Genomic DNA, 22,999 nt, shown 5'->3' on the forward strand with positions numbered 1-22,999 from the left:
TTTTATGCGTATTATGTATACGCTTACAATTTTATTTAGTCAATCATTATTTTCAGAAAGTCATGTCTTATATTTGTACTAATAAAAGATACTTTCACCGCTTTAATCATAGAATCCTCGAAGCTCCTTTGACAGAGCTTCGAAGTAAAACTAGTTTATTTCGCTAGGAGCGTATCGAGCAGTTACAACTTTTCGATGTGTATAAAATTCTACACTGTCTTTTCCATTGGCGTGTAAGTCACCATAGAAAGAGTGTTTCCAGCCGGAAAAAGCAAACCAAGCCATTGGTGCTGGTACACCTAAGTTGATGCCTAACATTCCTGCATCAACATTCTCTCTAAAGTAACGGATAGCTGAAGCATTACTCGTATAGAGACATGAACCGTTAGCAAATTCTGATTGATTGGTCAGTGTAACTGCTGCTTCTAGATTTTTCACTCGAACAATTGAGGCAACGGGTGCAAAAATTTCATCTTGCCAAATCTTCATGTCCATCGTGACACGATCAAAGATCGTAGGTCCCACGAAGTAGCCTTTTTCAGGAATATTTTCACGGCCATCTAACAATAAGTCCGCTCCTTCATCAATACCTTTTTGAATGTAATCAAATGTTCGTTGCTGCGCCTCTTTTCGAATCACGGGGCCTAAAAAGACTCCTTCTTCCAGACCATTTCCAATTTTTATCGTCTGTGCTGCAGCCTTAAATTTTTCAACGAATTGATCTGCAATAGTTTCTTCTACAACGATCACCGAAGCGGCCATACAGCGTTCACCGGCTGATCCAAAAGAGCCACCGATAATGTCTTTTACTGCACGATCAAGGTTGGCATCTTTTAAAACGATGACATGATTTTTTGCGCCAGTTAGTGCCTGGACTCGTTTCAGATTTTTTGTTCCTTCTTTATAGACATATTCACCAACATTTTTTGAGCCCACAAAGCTAATTCCTTTTACTAATGGATCACGCAATAAAGTATTAACAACATCGTGTGCCCCATAGACAACATTAAAGACGCCACTTGGAAATCCTGCTTCTTCTATTAATTCAACAATTTTTTCCATCAATAATGGCGTTTTTTCGGAAGGCTTCAGCACCACCGTATTCCCTGCTGCTAACGCCATTGGGAAAATCCAAAACGGTACCATCATCGGAAAATTGAAAGGAGTAATTCCCCCAACAACACCGATGGGATAACGGTAATTGGTAATTTCAATATCTGTAGCCGCTGTGGATAGAGAATCACCCATTATTAAATTCGTAATGCTCGCTGCGTGCTCGACATTTTCAATCCCTCGCTGAACCTCACCTAATGATTCTGACAAAGATTTTCCATTTTCAAGCGTAATTAATCGTGCTAGCTCTTCTTTATTCGTCATCAATAAATGATGCAATTTGAAAAGATAGCGGCCACGAACTGGAACACTTACTTTTTTCCATGTTTGAAAAGCCTCATCCGCTACTCTGATTGCTTCTGCAGTTTCTGCTTCACTAGATAATGGAACATTTACTAATGCTTCTTCTGTTGCCGGATTGACCACTTCTTCAAATTCAGGGGCTGCACTTGTTACCCAGCGGCCACCTATATAATTCTTTAAAAATCGAGTCATTTATTTTCCTCCTAAAAAAGTCTACTTATTTTTTTATTTCTAATTGTTAGTCAATTCGTTCCGATTTAAAATCCACTCGTGTTTTTTCTCGTTATGAAACTTCCAAATTCGTTCAGGTCCTGCCATCACATTTAAATAATAAGAGGTGTAGCCATCTGGCACGCCGACAGGATGATATCCCTTAGGTACCTCCACAACATTTTGATGCTCTACAGTCATCGTTTCATCTATAGAACCATCCTCTGTATATACTCGTTGGAAAACAAAGCCTTGCTCTGGATTCAGCTCATGATAATACGTCTCTTCTAAATAAGATTCGTCAGGTAAATTTTCTTGGTCATGTTTGTGTGGTGGATAGCTAGAAAAGTTACCACCTTCAGTGTAGACTTCAACCACCAACAAACTACTGGCAGTATCGACATTGTCTGGTAAAATGTTATGCACTAGTCGTTTATTCTGATATATCCCTCGTTTTTCAACCGTATTTTCCTCAGCGGTAATCACGTGCACTGGTAACGTTTTTTTAGCTGGCGAATAACAAAGGGCCAAACGAACAGTATCAGAAGTTGCTATTAGTTCAAACGACGTTTTTGCTGGAATATAGATACTATCTGTCGGAATTTTTTCAAAAACAGAGGTTCGTTTACCTAAATTCTCGTACCATTTATCGCCCACCTTAACATTGATTTTGCCAGTTAATACGACGATACAAACTTCCAGTTCATTACCAGCTTCTTGATACATTGCTCCATTATCTAATTCAAGAACTTGAAACTCAATATACTGTAAATCAGTGTTGTTTTTTCGAATATTTTGAACTTGTCGAACACCGGGAGCTAGTTCTTTTATCAACGGTTGATGTTTCAATGTTTTTTTCAATTCATTCGCTCCTAACTTTTTGGTTGTATGACGAATACCTAATATTTTCTAGCAGTTGCAAGTTTTTCTTTTTTAACTTGGTATGCTTCTTGAATCGCTGGTTTTTCTGATACTTCAGCAACACCGACATTCCACCAACTACCATCGTAACCAGCAGTCATCGTTTTAGGAAGAACATTTATTTCAATCAATGTCGATTGCGTTTGGTTTTTCGCGTCGACAATCGCCTGTTTTAGTTCTTCAATCGAATGGACTTGATACGCTTTGGCACCATATCCTTCAGCGATTTTAGCATAATTGATATTCATAATTTCGCCTTTTGTATTTCTAAATTCCGTCCCTTGACTTACGCCGCCATTCTCCATTTGCAGATTATTAATGCATCCGAACCCAGAATTATTGAACAGAACAATATTGATTTTTTTGTCATATTGTAATGCAGAGACCAGTTCGCTATGCAACATCAAAAAACTACCGTCACCGACTAATGCGTAAACCTCTTGATTAGGATTAGCAAGCCGTACCCCCATTGCACCAGCAATTTCATAGCCCATACAAGAATAGCCATACTCTAAATGATAAGTATTTTCCTTTACAGGATTCCACAATCGTTGCATATCTCCTGGTAATGACCCTGCCGAACCAATCACAATCGCATCATCTTCGACAAAATCATTCAGATGAACGAAAACCTCTGTTTGTGTCAGAGTTGTATTCAAAGAATCAGCATAATCATTTAAAATATCCTGTGTAAAGTGGTTTTTGATTTCCGGATCAAAATCTTTCCGTTTAAAATGAGTTGTTTTTAATCGCTCCCGCTCTTTCACCCATTCGTTCTTCAGTTCAGTGATTTTTTCACCATAAGCCGTCCGATATCCTTCAATCATTGGCAGAATTCCTTCTAAGGTTGCTCGAGCATCTCCCACAATTTGAAACGCTTCCATTTTGTAAGTCTGTGGTCGACTTACGTTAATATTTATCATTTTTGATTGTTCAAAATTAAAAATACTTTTTGATGCAGTGGTAAAATCCGTATAACGCGTGCCAATTCCAATAATCAAATCCGCTTGCTGAACAGCTTTATTAGCAGCCGAGGTACCTAAAATTCCCAAGCCTCCAAGATTATTTTCAAATTCCCATGAAACAGTTGATTTACCAGCATGTGTTTCAACCAAAGGTATCTGATGAACTTGAGAAATTTTCTGAAGGCTCTCACCTGCTTCTGAATACTTGCAGCCGCCCCCCACAATAATTACTGGGTGTTTACTATCCTTTATCAAGTGACTAGCTGTTTCAAGCTCACGAATTGTCGGCATCCGTCGATCGATATAATGAACTCTTTTTCTAAAAAACTCTACTGGATAATCATAGGCTTCTGACTCAACATCTTGTGGCAAACAAATGGTGGCAGGTCCTGTAGTTGCAGGATTGGTCATAACTTCAAATGCTCGTAGCAATGCTGACATCAGTTGTTCTGGCCGATTAATACGATCCCAATAGCGAGAAACCGCTTGGAAAGCATCGTTGGTAGAAAAAGTTACACTTGATTCATGTTCCAACTGCTGTAATACGGGATCTGGTTGCCGAGTAGCAAACGTATCTGCTGGCAGAAACAATACAGGTATATTATTAGCGAAGGCGGTTCCAGCAGCAGTCAATAAATTAGCTGAACCTGGACCAGCAGACGCTGAAACTGCGAATATTTTCTTACGTAAACTTTGTCTAGCAAAAGCGATAGCAGCATGAGCCATCCCTTGTTCGTTTTTTCCACTGTAACTTTTTAAATGTCCCGGATCTTGTTCCAACGCTTGACCAATCCCTAAAACATTCCCATGACCATATACATGAAAGATTCCTTCCACATAAGGTGTTTCTTTTCCATCAATGCTGATATATTGTTGATTCAAAAATTTTAATAATGCTTGTGCTGTCGTTAAACGAATCGTCTTTTCCATTTTATCCACCTTAAATCCTGGCGATCATTTCGCCGTATATTTCCTTCTCCAGTTTAATGAACTCTTTTACTTCTTGCGTCGTTGGTAAAGAATCTGAGCAATTGTTACTTTTGACCATCATCGAAGCTTCCGCTGAGCCAAACTCCAAGCAATCGATAATTTCCCAACCTTCAAATAAACCATATAAAAATCCAGCTGCATAGCCATCACCACCACCAAATCCCTTGCGTGCCTCCACTGGAAATGGTTTAATTGAAAACTGTTGTTGATCTGCTGTATAAGCTGTTGAGCCTTTCATTCCGTGTTTAATAACGACTATTTGAGCGCCACAATTATGCCAAAAAACAGCGCTTTCATCATCTGTCATATTTGGTTGAATCAATCTTTCAGTTAAATCAAATTCTTCTCTCGAGCCCATAATAATATCTGATTCTTTCGCAACTATTGAATAATAAATAGCGATTTCATCCACATTTTTCCAATTGTATTCTCGATAGTCGATATCAAAAATAATTTTGACGTTGTTTTTTTTCGCTAACATCACAGCTTTTAACACGGCTTCTCTTGAAGGGCTTTCCGCCAAAGCAGTTCCTGAAATTAATAAGGCTTTTGAACGTTTCAAATAATCTTCATCGATATCTTCGACACTTAGTTGTAAATCCGCAGCTTGATTCCGATACATTAAAATACTACTTTCTTTAGGTGATAGCATTTCTGTAAAAGTCAGACCCAACTTTTCGCCATGCTGTGCTTTACTTATCTGAGAAGTATCAATGCCTTGCTCATTAAAGTAATCAATAACATATTCTCCGAACTGGTCATCGGATACTTTCCCAATGAAGCCAGCTTTCATCCCATGTTTGGTGATACCCACGGAAATATTTGCAGGAGAACCTCCCACAAACTTTTCAAACATATGAACATTTTTTAAAGGCTTAAATTCTTCTTTAACTTGCTCATTATAGGCAGGGTTAAAATCGATAGCCACTCTACCTAAAAGAACTAGATCAAATTCTTTTGATTGATCAAAGCTAATATAACTCATAGATCCACCTCTTCTTCGTTCTTCTATTATTTACAAACGAATTATAGCACGCTTTCAAAATGCGTGCAACATTAAATTAGCACATTATTTTTGCGTGCATTTTAAAAGAACGCAAAAAAAAAAGCATGAATTGCTTTACAGCAAGATTCACACTTCTTTTAAAGATTATATTTTGTTTTAATAATGATATCTGTAAATAACATCTCTTCTGTTATAAATTTATTATTCTGTAGTTGATTCGCTAATAATAGCAAAGAACGATAGCCCTGCGTAAAACCATCTTGATCAATTAGAAAATCAACTTGATTTTTTTTCAGCATCTCGATATTTTTCTCAGTTAAATCATAGATAATCACATACGGTCTGTCTTTCCCTGCCCTTTTTTTCAACACACGAGCAATTCCTGCTTGACCTCCTGAAAACACAACGACACCTTTTAAATTAGTATAGTTCTCTAATGTGTCACTTAAAATCTTTTCGACTTCATCGCTCGAATCAAAACTGCTTTGAACACCTGTTAATTTCAATTGTGGAAATGACTGTTTCAATTCTTCAACAAAACCAGCAACTCGTAAACTATTCACACTATTTCCAAAATATCCAGTAATAGCTAGGACATCTCCCTCTCCTTTTGTCAACATTCCTAATAATCCAGCAGCTGTCTTCCCGCTTTTAAAGTTATCCATTCCGACAAAGCACTGACGTTTACTACCAACAATGTCCGAATTGAATGTAATGACCTTAATGCCTTGTTCCGTAAGCTGATTGATTTTTTCCCTAATCGCCACACTATCAACTGGCATGATGGCAATTCCTTTTACACCAAGTTCTAACAAGCGTTCAAGTGCCTGTAACTGCGCCGCTTCATCGACCCCGTCTATTTCCTCTAAAAAGCAATCGATATTTCTTTTTTTTAGATCACCTATAACTGCTTGTAAACCTGATCGAATTGGAATCATAAAAGAAGATTTTGCCAATTGTGTCACAACACCTAATTTGATTGGTTCTTCTTTGGCCATCTTTTTTTTCTTCGGAACATAGTTCATTTCTTTCGCTATTGTTTTAATTTTTTCAGCAACCTCAGGATTGATTCGGCCGCGATTATTCAATGCTCGATCCACAGTTCCCCTAGATACTCCTGCTTTTTCAGCAATTTCTTTTATTGTTCCAGCCATTTGTTCTCTCCTTATTTACTTGATTTGCAAAATTATTTTGATTATTTATAAGCTTTCGTATGTATATTCTATCACAATATAAAAAAGCACGCAATTTTGCGTGTTTTATTTTAAAATGTAGTTTACTTTAATTTATATTTTCAAAAAAAGCACCTCAGCTCAGTCTGAGGTACTTTTTTGATAAGTTATTTTTTCTGATCATCTTCATCCATTTTCAGAACCGCCATAAAGGCTTCTTGAGGAACTTCCACGGATCCAATTTGTTTCATCCGTTTCTTCCCTTCTTTTTGTTTCTCTAACAATTTACGTTTACGAGAAACATCGCCACCATAGCATTTAGCCAGTACGTTTTTGCGTAAGGCTTTAATATCTGAACGAGCCACAATTTTTTGACCTATCGCCGCTTGAACTGGGACTTCAAACTGTTGACGTGGAATTAGTTTTTTCAGTTTCTCAACAATCGCTTTACCACGCTCAAATGCGAAATCTCGGTGAACAATAAAGCTTAAAGCATCCACTTTTTCAGCATTTAATAGAATATCCATTTTCACTAGGCGGCTGGTACGATAGCCAGCCATTTCGTAATCTAAGGATGCATAGCCTTTTGTACTTGATTTCAATTTATCGAAAAAGTCAAACACGATTTCAGATAACGGAATTTCATAAACTACGTTTACACGATAATCGTCTAAGTAATCCATTGTAATGAATTCGCCACGTTTACGTTGTGATAATTCCATTACTGCTCCTACATAATCGTTTGGCACCATGATTTGCGCTTTAACATAAGGTTCTTCCACAGATTCAATCGTTACTGGTTCTGGAAATTCAGCTGGGTTATCAACAACAACGGTTGTTCCGTCAGTTTTATTAACGTGATAGATTACGGACGGTGCTGTTGTAATTAACTCTAAATTAAATTCTCGTTCCAAACGTTCCTGAACAACATCCATGTGCAGCAAACCTAAGAAACCACAACGGAAACCAAACCCTAAAGCTTGCGATGTTTCCGGTTCAAATTGTAACGCCGCATCATTTAATTGTAATTTTTCTAATGCTTCCCGTAAATCATTGTAGCGCGACGTATCAATTGGATATAAGCCACAATAAACCATTGGATTCATTTTGCGATAGCCTGGTAGTGCTTCTGCTGCTGGATTGTCGGCCAAAGTCACTGTATCCCCGACCCGTGTATCTTGAACCGTTTTAATGCTAGCGGTGATATAACCCACATCACCAACCATTAAATAATCACGAGCAATTGGTTTCGGTGAAAAAACGCCGACTTCTGTTACATCAAACGTTTTACCGTTACTCATCATTTGGATTTTATCCCCAGGACGAACGACACCGTCAATTACACGGATGTTTAAAACGACCCCCCGATAACTATCGTAAATAGAGTCAAAAATCAAAGCCTTTAAAGGAGCCTCAATATCGCCTGATGGAGCTGGTACATACTCCACCACTTGTTCTAAAATATCTTCAATCCCAATCCCTGCTTTTGCACTTGCTAAAACAGCTTCCGATGCATCAATTCCAATTACGTCTTCAATCTCTGTCCGAACACGCTCTGGATCAGCGGCGGGTAAATCAATTTTATTAATAACAGGTAAAATTTCTAAGTCATTATCCAATGCCAAATAGACATTTGCTAGCGTTTGCGCTTCAATTCCTTGCGCCGCATCAACAACTAGAACAGCCCCTTCACAAGCTGCCAAGCTACGAGAAACTTCATAGGTGAAATCGACGTGTCCTGGTGTGTCAATCAAATGGAAAGTATAGGTTTCACCATCTTTGGCTGTATAGTTTAATTCAATTGCGTTTAATTTGATGGTAATGCCGCGTTCTCTCTCTAAATCCATTGAATCAAGTAATTGATCTTGCATTTCTCGACTGCTAACTGTATTTGTTTTTTCCAAAATCCGGTCGGCTAAAGTTGACTTCCCATGGTCAATGTGGGCAATGATCGAGAAATTACGAATTTTCTCTTGTCTTGCTTTCATTTCTTTATTGTTCATTTTTTGCCTCATTTCTTTTAAGAAAAGCTAGCTCCCTGCTAGCTTCATCAATCAATTGTTATATTTTAGTTGCCTTTTTTATCAAATTATCATGTTTAAAGGTCTAGGATAATCAGCACTTTTCATTATACCAATTTTTGAAGAAGATTTAAAGCACTTCCCTTTTATTCTTTTGGTTTCGAAAGGCTAACAGAGTTTCGAAAAATTTGGTATACTAAAAACAGTAAATTTATTGGAGATGGAAAAATGGATGAACAAGAATTTCGAAAGCAACTGACCTTAAAGCCTGTTGAGGAAGAACACATTGATCAATTTAATGAACTTCTTTCCTATGTTTTTCAAGTGACTGAAGCAGATATTGAAGAAAGTGGTTTTGAAAACAAACGCGCATTTATCAAATCAAAACAACCGATTTTAGAACTTTCAAAAGTATTTGGCTGGTTTCACGAAAATCAATTAATTTCACAAATTGCTATCTATCCATGCGAAGTCAATATCCATGGCGCTTTGTATAAAATGGGCGGCGTTACTGGTGTCGGTACCTATCCTGAATATGCCAACCACGGTTTAATGAAAGACTTGATTCAAACGGCATTAGAAGAAATGCGCCAAGATAAACAGTGGATTTCTTATCTTTTCCCTTACAACATTCCTTATTACCGACGTAAAGGTTGGGAAATTATGTCCGACAAGTTATCTTTTAAAATTCGGGATACGCAATTACCAAAAACCGTTCCTGTTCCAGGAATGATTGAACGATTAGCTGTCGATCACCCAGATGTCTTTGATGTCTATGCGCGATTCGCTCGTCAAAATCACGGCGCGCTCATTCGTAGTGCCTTCAACTGGGAAGAATATTGGCGTTTCGAAAACGAGGAAGAACGGACTGCTGCTGTCTATTATGGTGCCAATCAAGAACCTTTAGGAGTACTTTTCTATTGGGTGGCCGATGAGGTATTTCATATTAAGGAAATGTTTTACTTGAACCAAGAAGCCCGAAATGGCTTGTGGAATTTTATTACTGCGCATTTTTCGATGGTTTATTGGGTCAAGGGCGATATCTATAAAAACGAACCATTAGCCTTTCTTTTAGAAGACAGCCAAATTAAAGAAAGCATTGAACCCTATTATATGGCGCGAATTGTCGATGTCAAAGCCTTTTTAGAAAACTTCCCTTTTGAAAGTACAGCTAAGCCATTCCATTTTGTCGTTAAAGATCCTGTCGCTGAGTGGAATAATGGTATTTTTGGCTTAATTTGGGATGAAAATGATCAAGTGACCATTACGGATGAACCTCTAGGCACCGCCGTTCACTTAGATATTCAAACACTAACTTGTTTAGTCATGAATTACCGACGCCCTTCGTACTTACATCGAATTGAGCGCATTGATACAGATAAAGAAACTTTAAATTCTTTGGAACGGATTTTTCCTGACCAAGAAGCTTATTTCAGTGATTATTTCTAAAACCTTGGATTGGAGACAGACAAATGACAAAAATTTATTTTGCAGGACCTTTATTTTCGCAAGCTGACTTACGTTATAATGCCTATTTAGTCGAACAAATTCGACAATTGGATAAAACAATCGATCTTTATTTACCACAAGAAAATGCGGCGATTAACGACAAATCTGCTTATGCCGATAGTAAAATGATTGCCTTAGCAGATACAGAAAACGTCCTTGCTAGCGACTTATTGGTTGCTTTATTAGACGGTCCAACCATTGATGCGGGCGTAGCTTCCGAAATTGGTGTTGCTTATGCCAAAGGAATTCCGGTGGTTGCCCTTTACACAGACAGCCGCCAACAAGGTGCTGATAATCACCAAAAGCTTGATGCTTTGAACGAAGTCGCTGAAAATCAATTCCATTATTTAAACCTTTATACAGTTGGTTTGATTAAATTGAATGGTCGGGTTGTTTCTTCAGAAGAGGATTTGTTGGAAGAAATTAAGCAACGATTGTCATAATAAAAAAAGAACGAGCGAATTCGCTCGTTCTTTTTTTATACTTCTTCTATTGGTTCATTTTCAAAAACTAATTGATTGTCTAATAGACTAATCGTGACTTTTGTTTTTGGCATTACTCGTCCAGAAACAATTTCTTTTGCTAATGGTGTTTCGACTTCACGAGTAATGAAACGTTTTAACGGACGAGCTCCATAAGCTGGCTCATACCCATTTTCAGCAATCCATGTTTTAGCTTCATCAGTGATTTCCAACACAATTTCTTGTTGCTCTAAACGATGAGCAAGTTGTGCGGTCATTTTACCAATGATTCCTTTCACATTATCCAAGCTTAATGGTGTAAATAAAATAGTATCATCAATTCTGTTTAAGAACTCTGGTTTAAAGTGTCCTTTTAGAATATTCATGACTTGATTTTCAACTTCTTCTGGAATTGTTCCTTCAGGTGTCACACCTTCCAATAAAAGCTGAGAGCCGATGTTACTTGTCATAATTAAAACCGTATTTTTAAAATCAACGACCCGACCTTTAGAATCTGTCAAACGACCATCATCTAAAACTTGTAATAAGATATTAAAGACATCTGGGTGCGCTTTTTCAATTTCGTCTAATAAGACAATTGTATAAGGGTTTCGACGAACAGCTTCTGTTAACTGGCCACCTTCTTCATAACCAATATAGCCTGGAGGGGCACCAACCAAACGAGACACGGCATGTTTTTCCATGTATTCACTCATATCAATCCGTACCATATGATCTTCAGAATCAAACAAATCTTCAGCTAAAGCTTTAGCAAGTTCTGTTTTACCAACACCAGTTGGTCCTAAGAAAAGGAACGAACCAAGTGGGCGATTTGGATCTTGTAAGCCTGCTCTTGAACGAATCACCGCATCACTAACAGCATCGACGGCTTCATCTTGACCAATCACACGTTTGTGTAATGTTTCATTCAGTTTCATTAATTTTTCTCGTTCGCCTTCAACTAATTTTGTCACAGGAATGCCGGTTAAACGACCGACCACTTGCGCAATTTCGTTTTCAGTAACCGATTCTTGTACCATTTTGACGTTATCTTTAGCGTTCTTTTCTTCCAATTCTTTCAATTCATGTTCTAATTGTGGAATTGTTCCATGACGCAAAACAGCAGCTCGTTCTAAATCATAATTATTTTCAGCATCTTCTAATTCGTGTTTTGCTTTATCAATCTCTGCACGTTTGTTGGAAACCGCATTAACTTCTTCTTTTTCCGTTTCCCATTGCATTTTCATTGAGTTGGCTTCTTCACGCAAATCTGCTAATTCTTCTTGCAAGTTGGCTAACCGTTTTTTACTTGCATCATCTGATTCTTTTTTCAAGGCCGCTTCTTCAATTTCTAGTTGCATTAACCGACGTGTTACTTGATCGAGCTCTGTTGGCATCGAATTCATTTCCACTCGAATCGTTGCGCTTGCTTCATCGACTAAGTCAATCGCTTTATCTGGTAAGAAACGATCAGTAATATAGCGATCGGATAAAGTAGCGGCAGCAACTAAAGCATTGTCATGAATATTCACGCCGTGGTGAATTTCAAATCGTTCTTTTAAGCCACGCAAAATAGAAATTGTATCTTCTACTGTTGGTTCTTTGACTAATACTTTTTGGAAACGACGTTCTAAGGCTTTATCTTTTTCCATATATTGGCGATATTCATCAAGCGTTGTGGCACCGATTAAATGCAATTCACCACGTGCTAGCATCGGTTTTAATAAATTCCCGGCGTCCATACTGCCTTCAGTTTTACCAGCTCCGACGATATTATGAATTTCATCAATGAATAAAATGATTTTGCCATCACTTTTTTTCACTTCTTTTAAAACAGCTTTTAACCGTTCTTCAAATTCGCCACGGAATTTTGCTCCCGCAATTAAGGCACCCATATCTAAAGAAAAAATGGTTTTATCTTTTAAGTTTTCGGGAACATCTTTACGAACGATTCGTTGTGCTAATCCTTCAACAATCGCTGTTTTACCAACACCTGGTTCACCAATTAAGACTGGATTATTTTTAGTTTTTCTTGATAAAATCCGAATAACGTCACGAATTTCTTCGTCACGACCAATGATTGGATCTTGTTTTCCTGCTTTTACTTGTTGTACTAAGTCAACACCGTATTTTTCTAATGCTTTGTATTGTTCTTCCTGGTTTTGAGAAGTCACACGATCTCCTCCTCTCATCTCTTCAATATTTTTTCTTAACTCTTTTTCCGTAATGCCTTGTTGCATTAAATATTTTGTTAAACGATAATTTTTCAATTTCATTAAAGCTAAAAGTACAATTTCGGTTGATAAAAATTCATCTTGGAATTCTTCTCGAAGTGAATCAGCTTCTTGCAATAAATGGAACAAATTTTGACTTAAATTTTGACCATATTGCACATTACCGCCCGCCACACTTGGATATTCATCTAACGCGTTATCTACTTCTCGTTCAAATGCGTCAACATCTAAACCAGCATCTGTGTAAAAATTACGACCAAAATGGTTTGGTTGAAGAAAAATTTTCCATAAATGTGCGATATCAATTTCTTGATGTTGCCGTGTCACCGCAACTTTTTGAGCTTCAGCAATCGCCTCTTGAAGCGTGGTTGTCATTTTTTCAATATTCATAAACGATCCCTCCCGTTTATTGTTTTGTCTTTTTTTATTTTAACATTCTTTACAATTATTATTATCCGACTTTTGATGGATTTCTTCAAAAGTTAAGGTATTTGTAAACCTTATAAATTTATTATACCCCATTGGTCAGTAAAGGTCAATGGATAAATTGACCTTTTTTGACCTTTTTGATAAAAAAAACCTAAAACAACTAAATATCACTGTTTTAGGGCTTTTTTCGCAATAACAACTAGTTTGACCAACTCTTTATTGCTTTGATTTATTAAAAATAAAGTTTTAACATAAGATACTTTTTATCGGCATAGCTAACCAAAATAGCCAAACTGGTTATTGCTAAAAATAATTCGTACTCATAACCACTAAAACCACTTGCCAAGCCAAAAGAAAAAATAGCTCCGACTAAAACTGCTATGAATCCTACTGATACCAAAGGAATTAAAAAGCCAATAATCATAAATAATCCACCAATTAATTCAATTGCTGCTACACCATAAACAAAAAGACTTGGCAAACCAATACTAGCAAAAAACGCTAAAGTATCTTCCAATGACGTTACTTTCATCACTCCATGAATTAGCATCGTCACCCCTAGCCAAATTCTAATCACTTGAATGCCTCGCTGTTGTTTATCCATACTTCTCCTCCTTTGTTTGCATTAAATAGTTAATGTAACTATTTAAGTTACATTATAAAGGATAAATCGAAAAAAGTATAGAAAAAAACAAACGTATTTAACAATACGTTTGTTTTTTAATGTTACTGTAAAACTTATATTTTTTCTTCGGAAACATTTTTTCTTAATACAATTAACTTTCCTTTCAAGTGAAACATACTAAGATTAGACTACATCGTCCAATGACCAGGTTACTGTAGATTGATATACTTTTGATATTTCTCCTACATTTGCAGGCACAGTTAATTTTATCTCTTCAAAAGGAAAATATAGTTGCCAAGTTCCACTTCCTTGCGTTCCAGTTGCTGTTATTATTGATTGGGCTGTTGCACCCGATCGAAAAGCTTGAGAACCTAACGTCGGTCCATTGGTAAAACTATTAGTTACTGATTCCACAGCTGTATTAGCATATTGAACTTTTTGAAGTTGAGTGTTCGCAAAGTTCAAGGTAATCCCTTCTCCTTGTGGTAAAGATGTACCAGTACTATCTTTAAATTCAGATAAACTAACGTTTAATTTCCAACCTGTGCTGATTGGTCGATTATCTTCTAGACGTAACTTAAAACCAGCTTGTTGTAATTCGGGACTTCCTACATAGTTTGCTGAATTTAATCCGTAATTTTTTGCCATTGGCGAAATAGTTTGTTTGCCAAAATCAAACGTACTTGGTGTCCCCATCAATACGGGTCGTTGCCCACTCCATTTCGCATATAACGTTACAGTCCCATTGTTAGTAGCAGTTAATGTCGAAATTATTTGTTTATCCGTATATACAACTGCACTTGTCCGTGTCTTCGACCACCCAAGGAACGTATTACTCTCTTTTGTAAAGGTGTTGGCTGGTAATGGTTTGCCTGTTCCATAAATAAAGCTAGCGTTAGGCATGGTACCCGTTCCCCCATTCGCATCAAACTTTACGGTATACGCATTCCCCTTCCAAACAGCATAATAGGTCTTAGCTGAGGCATAATTAACAAGAGGATTTGTTGTAATATTTGGGGTTGCGGCGTTGGCTGTTGCAGCCCAACCTTGGAAAGTGTAACCCGTCCTTGTTGGCTTCGCAACAGTACTTAAATTAATCACTGTACCAAAAGTATATGCTTTAGCTGCTGTACCACCCGAGCCCCCATTGGCATTAAAAGTCACATTCACTGAGATAGGTTTCCAAATAGCTTTCAGTGTTATTTTTGTAGTAGTTGAAGTAGACGTAAAGCTGATCGTTGCACCAGGTTGATATTTTTTGGTTGTCGTTGCAACATCTTGCCATTCTACAAAAGTATAACCACTAAGCGTTGGTTTTGTTGTTGGAATGACAATTTTTCCTGCATCATTCACATCTAACTGAATCGTTTGCGGAGAAGGTAGACCTTTCACACCACTTCCTGGCACGATAACGTTTGGTAAATTTTGTTCATATGCTACTTGAGCAAACTCCGTACTAAAGGTAATTTTGTTACTGACTGCCGTTAAAGTTGCTCCCGCTTTGGCTTCTTTGGCAGAATATTGAAATTGGTTAATCGCTTTTTGATTTTCCGCTTCCGGCACTAAAAAGTTCATAATCGCATCTAATGTCTCACCTGGTTTGATTGTAGTGGCTCCAAAATCGACATAGATTGCTGTGATTAAAGCAGAGTTAGCGGGTTTGGTTGTTGTGAAACCTAAACTAGTTAATTTAGTGGCATTCCATGCTTGTAAATCATTGTTAGTATAACTAGGTAATTGTGAGACAGGCTTAGTTGTATAGTAAATTTTGGCTGTTCCACTATTATTGGTCAAATTTGTAAAACCGATACTTCCTGTCGAACCACGACCATCACTAGCAGAAGGTAATATGTTATATAATCGAACGCTTGTGAAATTGGTATTTCCTGAATTTTTAATCACTGTTTGCATTTGCGGTGTTCCTTTACTTTCCACCGCAAAAATATTACTACTAGACCAAGATTGCGTTGCTGATCCACGAGCGTTTGTTGCGCTATCTAACTTAGAAGAATCTACGACAGAGAAGCTGGTGTTAGTAGTAGATGACTTCATTGCGTAGCTATTTTCATTCGTGTTGTCTAAACCGATTTTCTTAGCCTCTGTAGCATCTAATTGAGCAGGCACACCAGTAAAGAAATCAGCTGACTTAGGACTACTATATGCGATATAAGGAATCTGATAATTCCCAGAAGTGGCTGAATTATCAACTACAAATTCTAAAGGAATTCTGAATATACTACTCTCTCTTGCTACTTTAGATTTATAAGCCGTGCTGGATGTCTTAAAACGATAATAATTGTAAGTTGTATCATTTATAGGTAACGTTTCAACAGTCACCGAAGCTGGATAGGTAACTTGATTACTATCATCAATAAAATCTTTTTTCGTAGTAGCTTTTAATCGTAACTGTTTGGGCACTTTAATTGTAATAATGGGATTCTCCCAATCCCCCCAAGAAGAGTTTCCATAGTAGCTATTATTTCTCCCGATTATTTCATAGTTAATCGTGTCTCCTGGTAGTTTGTTTTGACTATTAACACTGGTGAAGCTAGCACTAGCATGTAATGCTACTCCTTTATTATAATATACTACATTATTGCTTAATTTAAGCTCTGTAGGAGTGCCAGTTGCATCTTTGTACTGCATGGTGGCTCCAAAAGTGATTGGATTCGACTTCTTAGAAAGCGCGGTTCCATCTGGCCACTTTCCAGTAGGCCAACTTTTGATCTGATATCTAAATCCCATCCCATTACCTGGAGGTAGCGAATTGGCGGTTTTGCCATCGGTTCCCATGGGAATAATATTAATGGTGGCAATATACTCATTGGCCGCTAAAGTCGGCAAAGCTGGACCAAAATTGCCAGTCTTAGCTGGTGTAGCACTCCAAACAGAGCGACTCGTTCCAGTTACAGCATTTTTTATCTGAAACCAAGGTCGGTAATAGGCTGGTGCGTTCACTCCATCAGTAAGACCATAAATATATAGATTAGCAAAGTTTCCTTTAGCTGATCCTGCAGTTAATTCTTGTAATTTGTATGTTACCCCTTCAATTGCTTTAGCTCCAGTATTCTTAATAGTAGAAGATCGACCAAATGTATCGATACCAAAAGCGTAAAAATTTCCAGCTTTCGCTAAATCGTTTAAGTTATTAACTGTGCTAGTAGATCCCACAACACTATGATGATATCCTGTTCCTGACAATTGAAAATCTGGTCTAGAACGCTTTATATAACTTTTCTTAGTTGTGAGAGTATTTATTTTTCCATTCATAAATTTTACCTTCATTCCAAAATTTATGGAAAAAGCACTTCCTTCTGCATAAATTTTATTCAAAGTAACTCTTGTATCGCGATAGTATAAATCAACAAGCGTTGCTGGGTTTTCTAAAACGTTTGGAGAGAGAGTTACTAATTTCTGATAGTACCTAGTGTAACCAACTGGCACACTAGGGTCTTGTACATTTGTGAGCCCTGTTTTTAATAATCGATTGGCTAAAGTTCCCTTTAATGTAGCTCCCGTTGGAATTTCAACATACACTTGATGATCATAATTAGGATCTAAATTCGCTCTAGCTAAATAATTAAACTGATAACCATTTGACATAAAAATATCACCGTCAAAATAACTGTTGTTACTAGGAACCCCATAGACAGAACTTACTACTGAAGCGGCAGAACCCACATTAGTTTTTACGATTTTATTCGCCGCTGAACTTGCGATTTGTGTACCTATATTATCAAATACCTTCGCTTGGAGATTATTCCATACAATTTGTTCAGGTGGAATTTTGGCATTATAGACATTATTAAATTTAAAACGTAAATTAATCGTCTCTAATGTTGTCTTGGTTTGTTTCAAACGAATAATCAACTTTTTATTGGTCGTGTCATTTACATACGACGCCACAATTGAATTAGCGCTAGGCGTACTAGGGGTTACCAACGAAAAAATGGGTGCTGTATTATCAAAGTTTTTAAAAACGGGGTCGCTTTTACTTGGATAAAAGCCATAAGGAAGCTCAATCGAAGTACCAATGAGTCCCGCTTGACTGATGGAAACTGGCATAGAAATCGTTAAGTAATCTGGTGCTGTTCCTGTCGTAGAGTCGGTATACGTGCGATAAGTGGCAGGAGCAGTCAAACCAACCGTAATCCCATTCGCTTTGGCGTCAATGTTTTTAGACTTATCGTCGGGGTTGCTTTTTTTATTTTCCTTCGTTTGCTTCTGCTCACTATGCTCCTGTGGCTTTTGAGGCTCTGGTATTGGTTCTTTAGCAACCGTCACTTCTAAATTATTAGCCAATTCTTTTTGATTTTTGTCTTTGACTGACAAGCTGAAAGTTCCTGCTTTTGTTGTCGTTAACAGCAAGTAGCTCTCCCCCAACTGAGCTAAGTCTCTTAAAACCAAGCTGTGTTGTTCTTGATTATAGGAACTATGCTCCTTCAATTGTTGATTTTTTTGGGGATTATATTGAATTTCCTGAGGTAATTGTATTTCCGCCCAGGTTACATTGCTAGTTATTTTTACATAAAAATCCGAGCCTGCACTCACTTGCCGTTCTGGTTCTTGTTGCGTCCAAGTAAAAGAAACAGTTTCTACTTTTTTCGTTGCTTCAGTAGCTTGTGTTTTTTCAGATGAAGAATCTGTTGTTTCTGTCGTTTTTTTTGGTGGCTCTGATAGCTTAGGTAATGACTCTTCAACAATTTGTTGCATTTCACTCGTTACTGTTGTCGGCTTAGACCCCTCAGCTAAGCCATTAATTGGTAAAATCATCGTGCCTAATAATATAACTATGACACAAATAAGAGAAATCATTTTCTTATTCATAACCAACACCTTCTTTTCCTTTTTATTCCTTTATTTTGTTCTACTCTTTCTAAAATAAAAATAAACGCTAATTGTAACAAGACACAATGCGCTAAGACCTATTAACAAAAGCGGTTGCCTTTTTGCTGAAGCTGTACTAGCCGACCATTGTTTTATTTGCGTTTGTGTGAGCATAAAATCTTTTCGCCACTGCCATTCTTGATTACCAACACTTACTTGGCTGTGAACAGTATAAGTTCCCGCTGGCAGGACAACTTCATTCAAAGGTAGATCCATAGCTAATAATGAATTAGGTGCCACTGACACATCTGCTTGTACTTTTTTTAGTAACTCTTTTGGCTGACCTTTTTTGGTTAACCAGTTGGTAATTGTCGCTCCTTTCATAACTTTTGGTTGTCGATTTTGGAATGTTGCTTGAACAACAGGTAGGCCACCGCTGATCGTTGTATCAACTTTTTTTAGTTTCAATTCTGCTCCTTCATCAAATGGCTGTTTATCTTCTGTCAGCATGATTGAAATAGTATAAGCATAGGTTGATGTAAATTGATTAGTTGTTAATGATTCATCCTCTAGTTGTTTGACAAATCGTAATGCACCTAATTTAACTCCCAAAAATGGCTCTTTAGGAATTCTAATTTCATAATTTACTATTTTTTCTTCAAAGTTTTTTACAGTGACCGTAGCTTCCTTATTTTGCAAATGAACAATTTGTGTGATGGAATTCGTCAAACTAGAATCTAGTTTGGGGCTCGTCTGCGTATAATCAATCTGTCCATCCGTTCCGTTCACTGCATCATGAATACTTAAAGCGACAGTTACGGACTCTTTTTGCAAACTTCTGATTTTCACTTGAACAATCTGCTGACTACTTGGCTGAACACCTAAATAAAAATAAGTTTGATTCTTATCTAGCTGATTATCTGGTATCACACTTTCAACCGTGAAACCCGCTAGCGGCTTTGACTCAGGTTGTTGAGCTAAAGTAACTTCGAAATGTAAGAAGATTAGATAATAAATAATTATAAAACAGAGATAGCTAAATACTTTCATTCCATCCCCTATAGACTTATTTAGGGCTTGTGACAAATTCATTTCAACCACCTTTTTCTCCCTTCCTTTAATAATTATCGTTAATGAATTCAGTATAGCTGAAGATACAAAAAAAATAATTTTAAATTTTTAAACCAATTAATTGAAAAATAACTTTTTCTTCCCCTATAAAGGTTTAATAGTGCTTTTTGCCTATGAAAATGCTTAAATTTCATTATTTTATGAAAATAACTCCTTTAAAATTCAAAGTACAACTAGTAAAATAGCAAACAAACATCAAAAGGTAAGTGAATGTCACTTACCTTTTGATGTTTGTTTGCTAAAATTTAATGATTTTTTTACTATTTTCTACTGAATAATTTTCAATTATTTTTCTGAAAATAACTAAGAGAAAAGCGAGAAGAATCATCCTTCTTCTCGCTTTCTTGTTATCCTAAACCAACACGTTCAAAAATCGTGTCAACATTTTTTAAATGATAATGGTAATCAAAGGCATCATCTAGCTCTTCTTTTGATAAGACAGAAGTAATTTTTTCATCCGCATCTAGCAACGGACGGAACGCCGTTTGATGATCCCATGCGTAAGCTGTTTTTGGTTGGACCAGATCATACGCTTCTTCACGTGTCATGCCATGGTCAATCAATTTTAATAAGACACGTTGGCTATAAATTAGTCCATAGGTCGCATCCATGTTACGCTTCATATTTTCTGGGAAGACCGTTAAGTTTTTGACAATATTACCAAAACGATTCAACATGTAATTTAGTAAAATCGTCGTATCGGGAATAATAATCCGTTCAGCAGACGAGTGAGAAATATCTCGTTCATGCCATAAACTCACATTTTCAAAGGCAGTAATGACATGACCACGAATCACACGTGCCAAACCAGTCATATTTTCAGAACCAATTGGATTCCGTTTATGCGGCATTGCCGAAGATCCTTTTTGTCCTTTTGCAAAAAATTCTTCTACTTCACGTGTTTCTGATTTTTGTAGACCACGAATTTCTGTTGCAAATTTTTCAATACTTGTCGCAATTAATGCCATGGCAGAAACATACTCTGCATGTAAATCACGTGGTAAAACTTGTGTCGAAATCTCTTGAGCACGGATTCCCAAATGTTCGCAAACATATTCTTCAACAAATGGTGAAATATTGGCAAAGGTACCTACGGCTCCACTGATTTTACCCGCTTCGACACCTTTGGCTGCATGTTCAAAACGTTCAATGTTGCGTTTCATTTCAGAATACCACAACGCTAATTTCAAACCAAATGTAGTCGGTTCTGCATGAACACCATGCGTTCTTCCCATCATGACCGTATGTTTATACTCTTTGGCTTTGGCTCCGACAATCTCCGTAAATGTTTGTAAATCTTTCCGTAAAATATCATTCGCCTGTTTCAATAGATAACCATAGGCAGTATCCACAACATCTGTGCTGGTTAACCCATAGTGCACCCATTTTCGCTCTTCACCAAGCGTTTCTGAAACGGCACGAGTAAAAGCGACAACATCATGACGTGTTTCTGCTTCAATTTCTAAAATACGTGCAACATCAAATGATGCATTTTCTCGGATTTTTTGTACATCTTCTTTAGGAATCTCGCCAAGTTCTGCCCAAGCTTCATCCGCCAAAATTTCAACTTCTAGCCATGCCTTGTAGCGGTTCTCATCTGTCCAAATTGCGCCCATTTCGGGTCTTGTATAACGATCAATCATTGTGCCTTATCCCCTCTTTACTCCTCAATTTTTGAAAAATAATTACGACCAAATCTTTGTTTCTTTAATTTCTTCCAGTGTTTCATCGATTTCTTTGGTTAATATAGTAATATGCCCCATCGCTCGTTGCGCTTTTGCTTCACTGTGGCCATAATAGTGGAAATGCCAATCTGGATGTTCATTAATAATGTCCATCGTTTCATAGGCCTCATTTCCAAGCACATTGACCGTGACTGCTTCAGACAACAGTTGAATCGTTGGCATTGGCCAATTACATAAACCACGAATATGCGTATCATATTGGCTAAAAGAACAAGCATCTATAGAAAAATTCCCAGCATCTTCTGGACGAGGTAAAATTTTATTTACATAAATCCCGCCTGTTTCTGTATAAAACATTTCAATTGAAAGGGTACCGACTAAACCAACAGCTTTAGCAATCACCTTAGCAATTCGTTGCAACTCGCCACTGACTTCGTCATCAATTCGGGCTGGCGCAATCGTTTCATGTAACTTACGCTCTTTTTTAATTGTTTCCACAACTGGAAATGTCGCAAATTCGCCACGACCATTACCAGAAATCAGAACAGATAATTCTTTTTCGTAAGGAATCCAAGCTTCCAAGACACAGGTTCCTTCTCTCAGAAGATTCATGGATGGCGCTAAGTCTGAAGTACTATGTAGTACATAACGACCTTCCCCTCGCGTATTCTTCAAGATACACGGATAACCAATGCCATCAATTGCTTCTTGAATATCAGTCGGACTAACAATCGTTGCATAAGGTGCAATCACAATATTATTATCTTCCAAGAAACTTTTTTCCATTAAGCGATCTTGCGTAATCGCTAAAATGTCTGTTCCTTGCGGTATATTCGCCAAATGTTGAATCGCTGTTAACGCATCAACATCTGCATGTTCAAATTCATACGTAATCACTTGGGCACGTTTTGCCAATTTCTCTAACGCTTCAGGATCATTATATGCTCCTAATAATTGCCAATCGGCAACTTGTGCAGCAGGACAATCAATTTGTGGATCTAGCACACCCACTCGAAACCCCATTTCTCTTGCACTAAGGGCCATCATTTTTGCTAAATGTCCGCCACCAATGATACCAATCACTTGACCAGGTAATAGTGGTTTATCCAAGTTCATCACAACTTTCCATCACAGTTTTATCCTTAAAATCCTTCTGCGGTTTCTCGTCGCAGTCTAGCCTTTAAGAGTGCTCTTTTTACATGATACAAGGAAAAAGGCTCAACTTCAAGTGCCAGCAGTGTTTCCATTAGGTTTTCTCATCAGAATTTATTAACATACTTTAGGATAAAACAGCGGTAACTTACTACTCGTCTCTTTGTAACCAAGCTTTTTTCTCTTTTTCTCTTCAGATTGATGAAAACATTAAATTTTTCTAAACGATGATTAGGTCAAAAAAG

General features: G+C 37.3%; 14 protein-coding genes. 2 read left to right on the top strand and 12 right to left on the bottom strand.

Features of this window, described 5'->3' with window-relative positions:
- Nucleotides 1-150: 150 nt before the first annotated feature.
- From IGK54_RS09095 to lepA, 6 genes are all read right to left on the bottom strand, one after another.
- Complete coding sequence (locus IGK54_RS09095) at nucleotides 151-1,608, bottom strand: CoA-acylating methylmalonate-semialdehyde dehydrogenase (protein ID WP_010825391.1); 1,458 nt, start codon at nucleotides 1,606-1,608, stop codon at nucleotides 151-153.
- Nucleotides 1,609-1,647: 39 nt separating this feature from the next.
- On the bottom strand, nucleotides 1,648-2,487 hold the full coding sequence (iolB, locus tag IGK54_RS09100) for a 5-deoxy-glucuronate isomerase (RefSeq protein ID WP_016617551.1): 840 nt from the start codon (nucleotides 2,485-2,487) through the stop codon (nucleotides 1,648-1,650).
- A 38-nt stretch (nucleotides 2,488-2,525) separates the two neighbouring features.
- A complete protein-coding gene (gene iolD, locus IGK54_RS09105) occupies nucleotides 2,526-4,442 on the bottom strand; it encodes a 3D-(3,5/4)-trihydroxycyclohexane-1,2-dione acylhydrolase (decyclizing) (protein ID WP_083578515.1) in 1,917 nt (638 codons plus the stop codon).
- 10 nt (nucleotides 4,443-4,452) lie between these two features.
- On the bottom strand, nucleotides 4,453-5,487 hold the full coding sequence (gene iolC, locus IGK54_RS09110; RefSeq protein ID WP_010730008.1) for a 5-dehydro-2-deoxygluconokinase: 1,035 nt from the start codon (nucleotides 5,485-5,487) through the stop codon (nucleotides 4,453-4,455).
- A 158-nt stretch (nucleotides 5,488-5,645) separates the two neighbouring features.
- Nucleotides 5,646-6,662 (bottom strand): LacI family DNA-binding transcriptional regulator, encoded by a 1,017-nt coding sequence (locus tag IGK54_RS09115; RefSeq protein WP_002402919.1) that lies wholly within the window; start codon nucleotides 6,660-6,662, stop codon nucleotides 5,646-5,648.
- A 185-nt stretch (nucleotides 6,663-6,847) separates the two neighbouring features.
- The gene (lepA, locus tag IGK54_RS09120; protein ID WP_002362155.1) at nucleotides 6,848-8,683 is read right to left on the bottom strand and encodes a translation elongation factor 4; all 1,836 of its coding nucleotides are present in this window, start codon (nucleotides 8,681-8,683) and stop codon (nucleotides 6,848-6,850) included.
- A gap of 246 nt (nucleotides 8,684-8,929) precedes the next feature.
- Between lepA and IGK54_RS09125 the strand changes: the two genes are divergently transcribed.
- Nucleotides 8,930-10,150, top strand: a complete 1,221-nt coding sequence (locus IGK54_RS09125; RefSeq protein WP_002356813.1) for a GNAT family N-acetyltransferase — start codon at nucleotides 8,930-8,932, stop codon at nucleotides 10,148-10,150.
- A 23-nt stretch (nucleotides 10,151-10,173) separates the two neighbouring features.
- Complete coding sequence (locus IGK54_RS09130; RefSeq protein WP_002362157.1) at nucleotides 10,174-10,653, top strand: nucleoside 2-deoxyribosyltransferase; 480 nt, start codon at nucleotides 10,174-10,176, stop codon at nucleotides 10,651-10,653.
- A 35-nt stretch (nucleotides 10,654-10,688) separates the two neighbouring features.
- On the opposite strand, the gene clpB is transcribed toward IGK54_RS09130, so the two are convergent.
- The 6 genes from clpB to purK all read right to left on the bottom strand — a co-directional run bounded on the left by clpB (nucleotide 10,689) and on the right by purK (nucleotide 22,718).
- Nucleotides 10,689-13,295: an ATP-dependent chaperone ClpB gene (clpB, locus tag IGK54_RS09135; RefSeq protein ID WP_002362158.1), complete on the bottom strand. Its 2,607-nt coding sequence runs from the start codon at nucleotides 13,293-13,295 to the stop codon at nucleotides 10,689-10,691.
- Nucleotides 13,296-13,566: 271 nt separating this feature from the next.
- Nucleotides 13,567-13,938: a DoxX family protein gene (locus IGK54_RS09140; RefSeq protein WP_142956572.1), complete on the bottom strand. Its 372-nt coding sequence runs from the start codon at nucleotides 13,936-13,938 to the stop codon at nucleotides 13,567-13,569.
- A gap of 204 nt (nucleotides 13,939-14,142) precedes the next feature.
- A complete protein-coding gene (locus IGK54_RS09145; RefSeq protein ID WP_241408194.1) occupies nucleotides 14,143-18,786 on the bottom strand; it encodes a WxL domain-containing protein in 4,644 nt (1,547 codons plus the stop codon).
- 30 nt (nucleotides 18,787-18,816) lie between these two features.
- The gene (locus IGK54_RS09150) at nucleotides 18,817-19,878 is read right to left on the bottom strand and encodes a DUF916 and DUF3324 domain-containing protein (protein WP_142957038.1); all 1,062 of its coding nucleotides are present in this window, start codon (nucleotides 19,876-19,878) and stop codon (nucleotides 18,817-18,819) included.
- 386 nt (nucleotides 19,879-20,264) lie between these two features.
- Nucleotides 20,265-21,560 carry an adenylosuccinate lyase gene (purB, locus tag IGK54_RS09155; RefSeq protein WP_002356808.1) on the bottom strand — a complete coding sequence of 432 codons (1,296 nt, stop codon included), beginning with the start codon at nucleotides 21,558-21,560 and terminating at the stop codon, nucleotides 20,265-20,267.
- 42 nt (nucleotides 21,561-21,602) lie between these two features.
- Complete coding sequence (gene purK, locus IGK54_RS09160; RefSeq protein WP_002382795.1) at nucleotides 21,603-22,718, bottom strand: 5-(carboxyamino)imidazole ribonucleotide synthase; 1,116 nt, start codon at nucleotides 22,716-22,718, stop codon at nucleotides 21,603-21,605.
- Nucleotides 22,719-22,999 lie beyond the last annotated feature (281 nt).

This window comes from Enterococcus sp. DIV2384 (assembly GCF_050534975.1).
Classification (GTDB): Bacteria; Bacillota; Bacilli; order Lactobacillales; family Enterococcaceae; genus Enterococcus; species Enterococcus faecalis.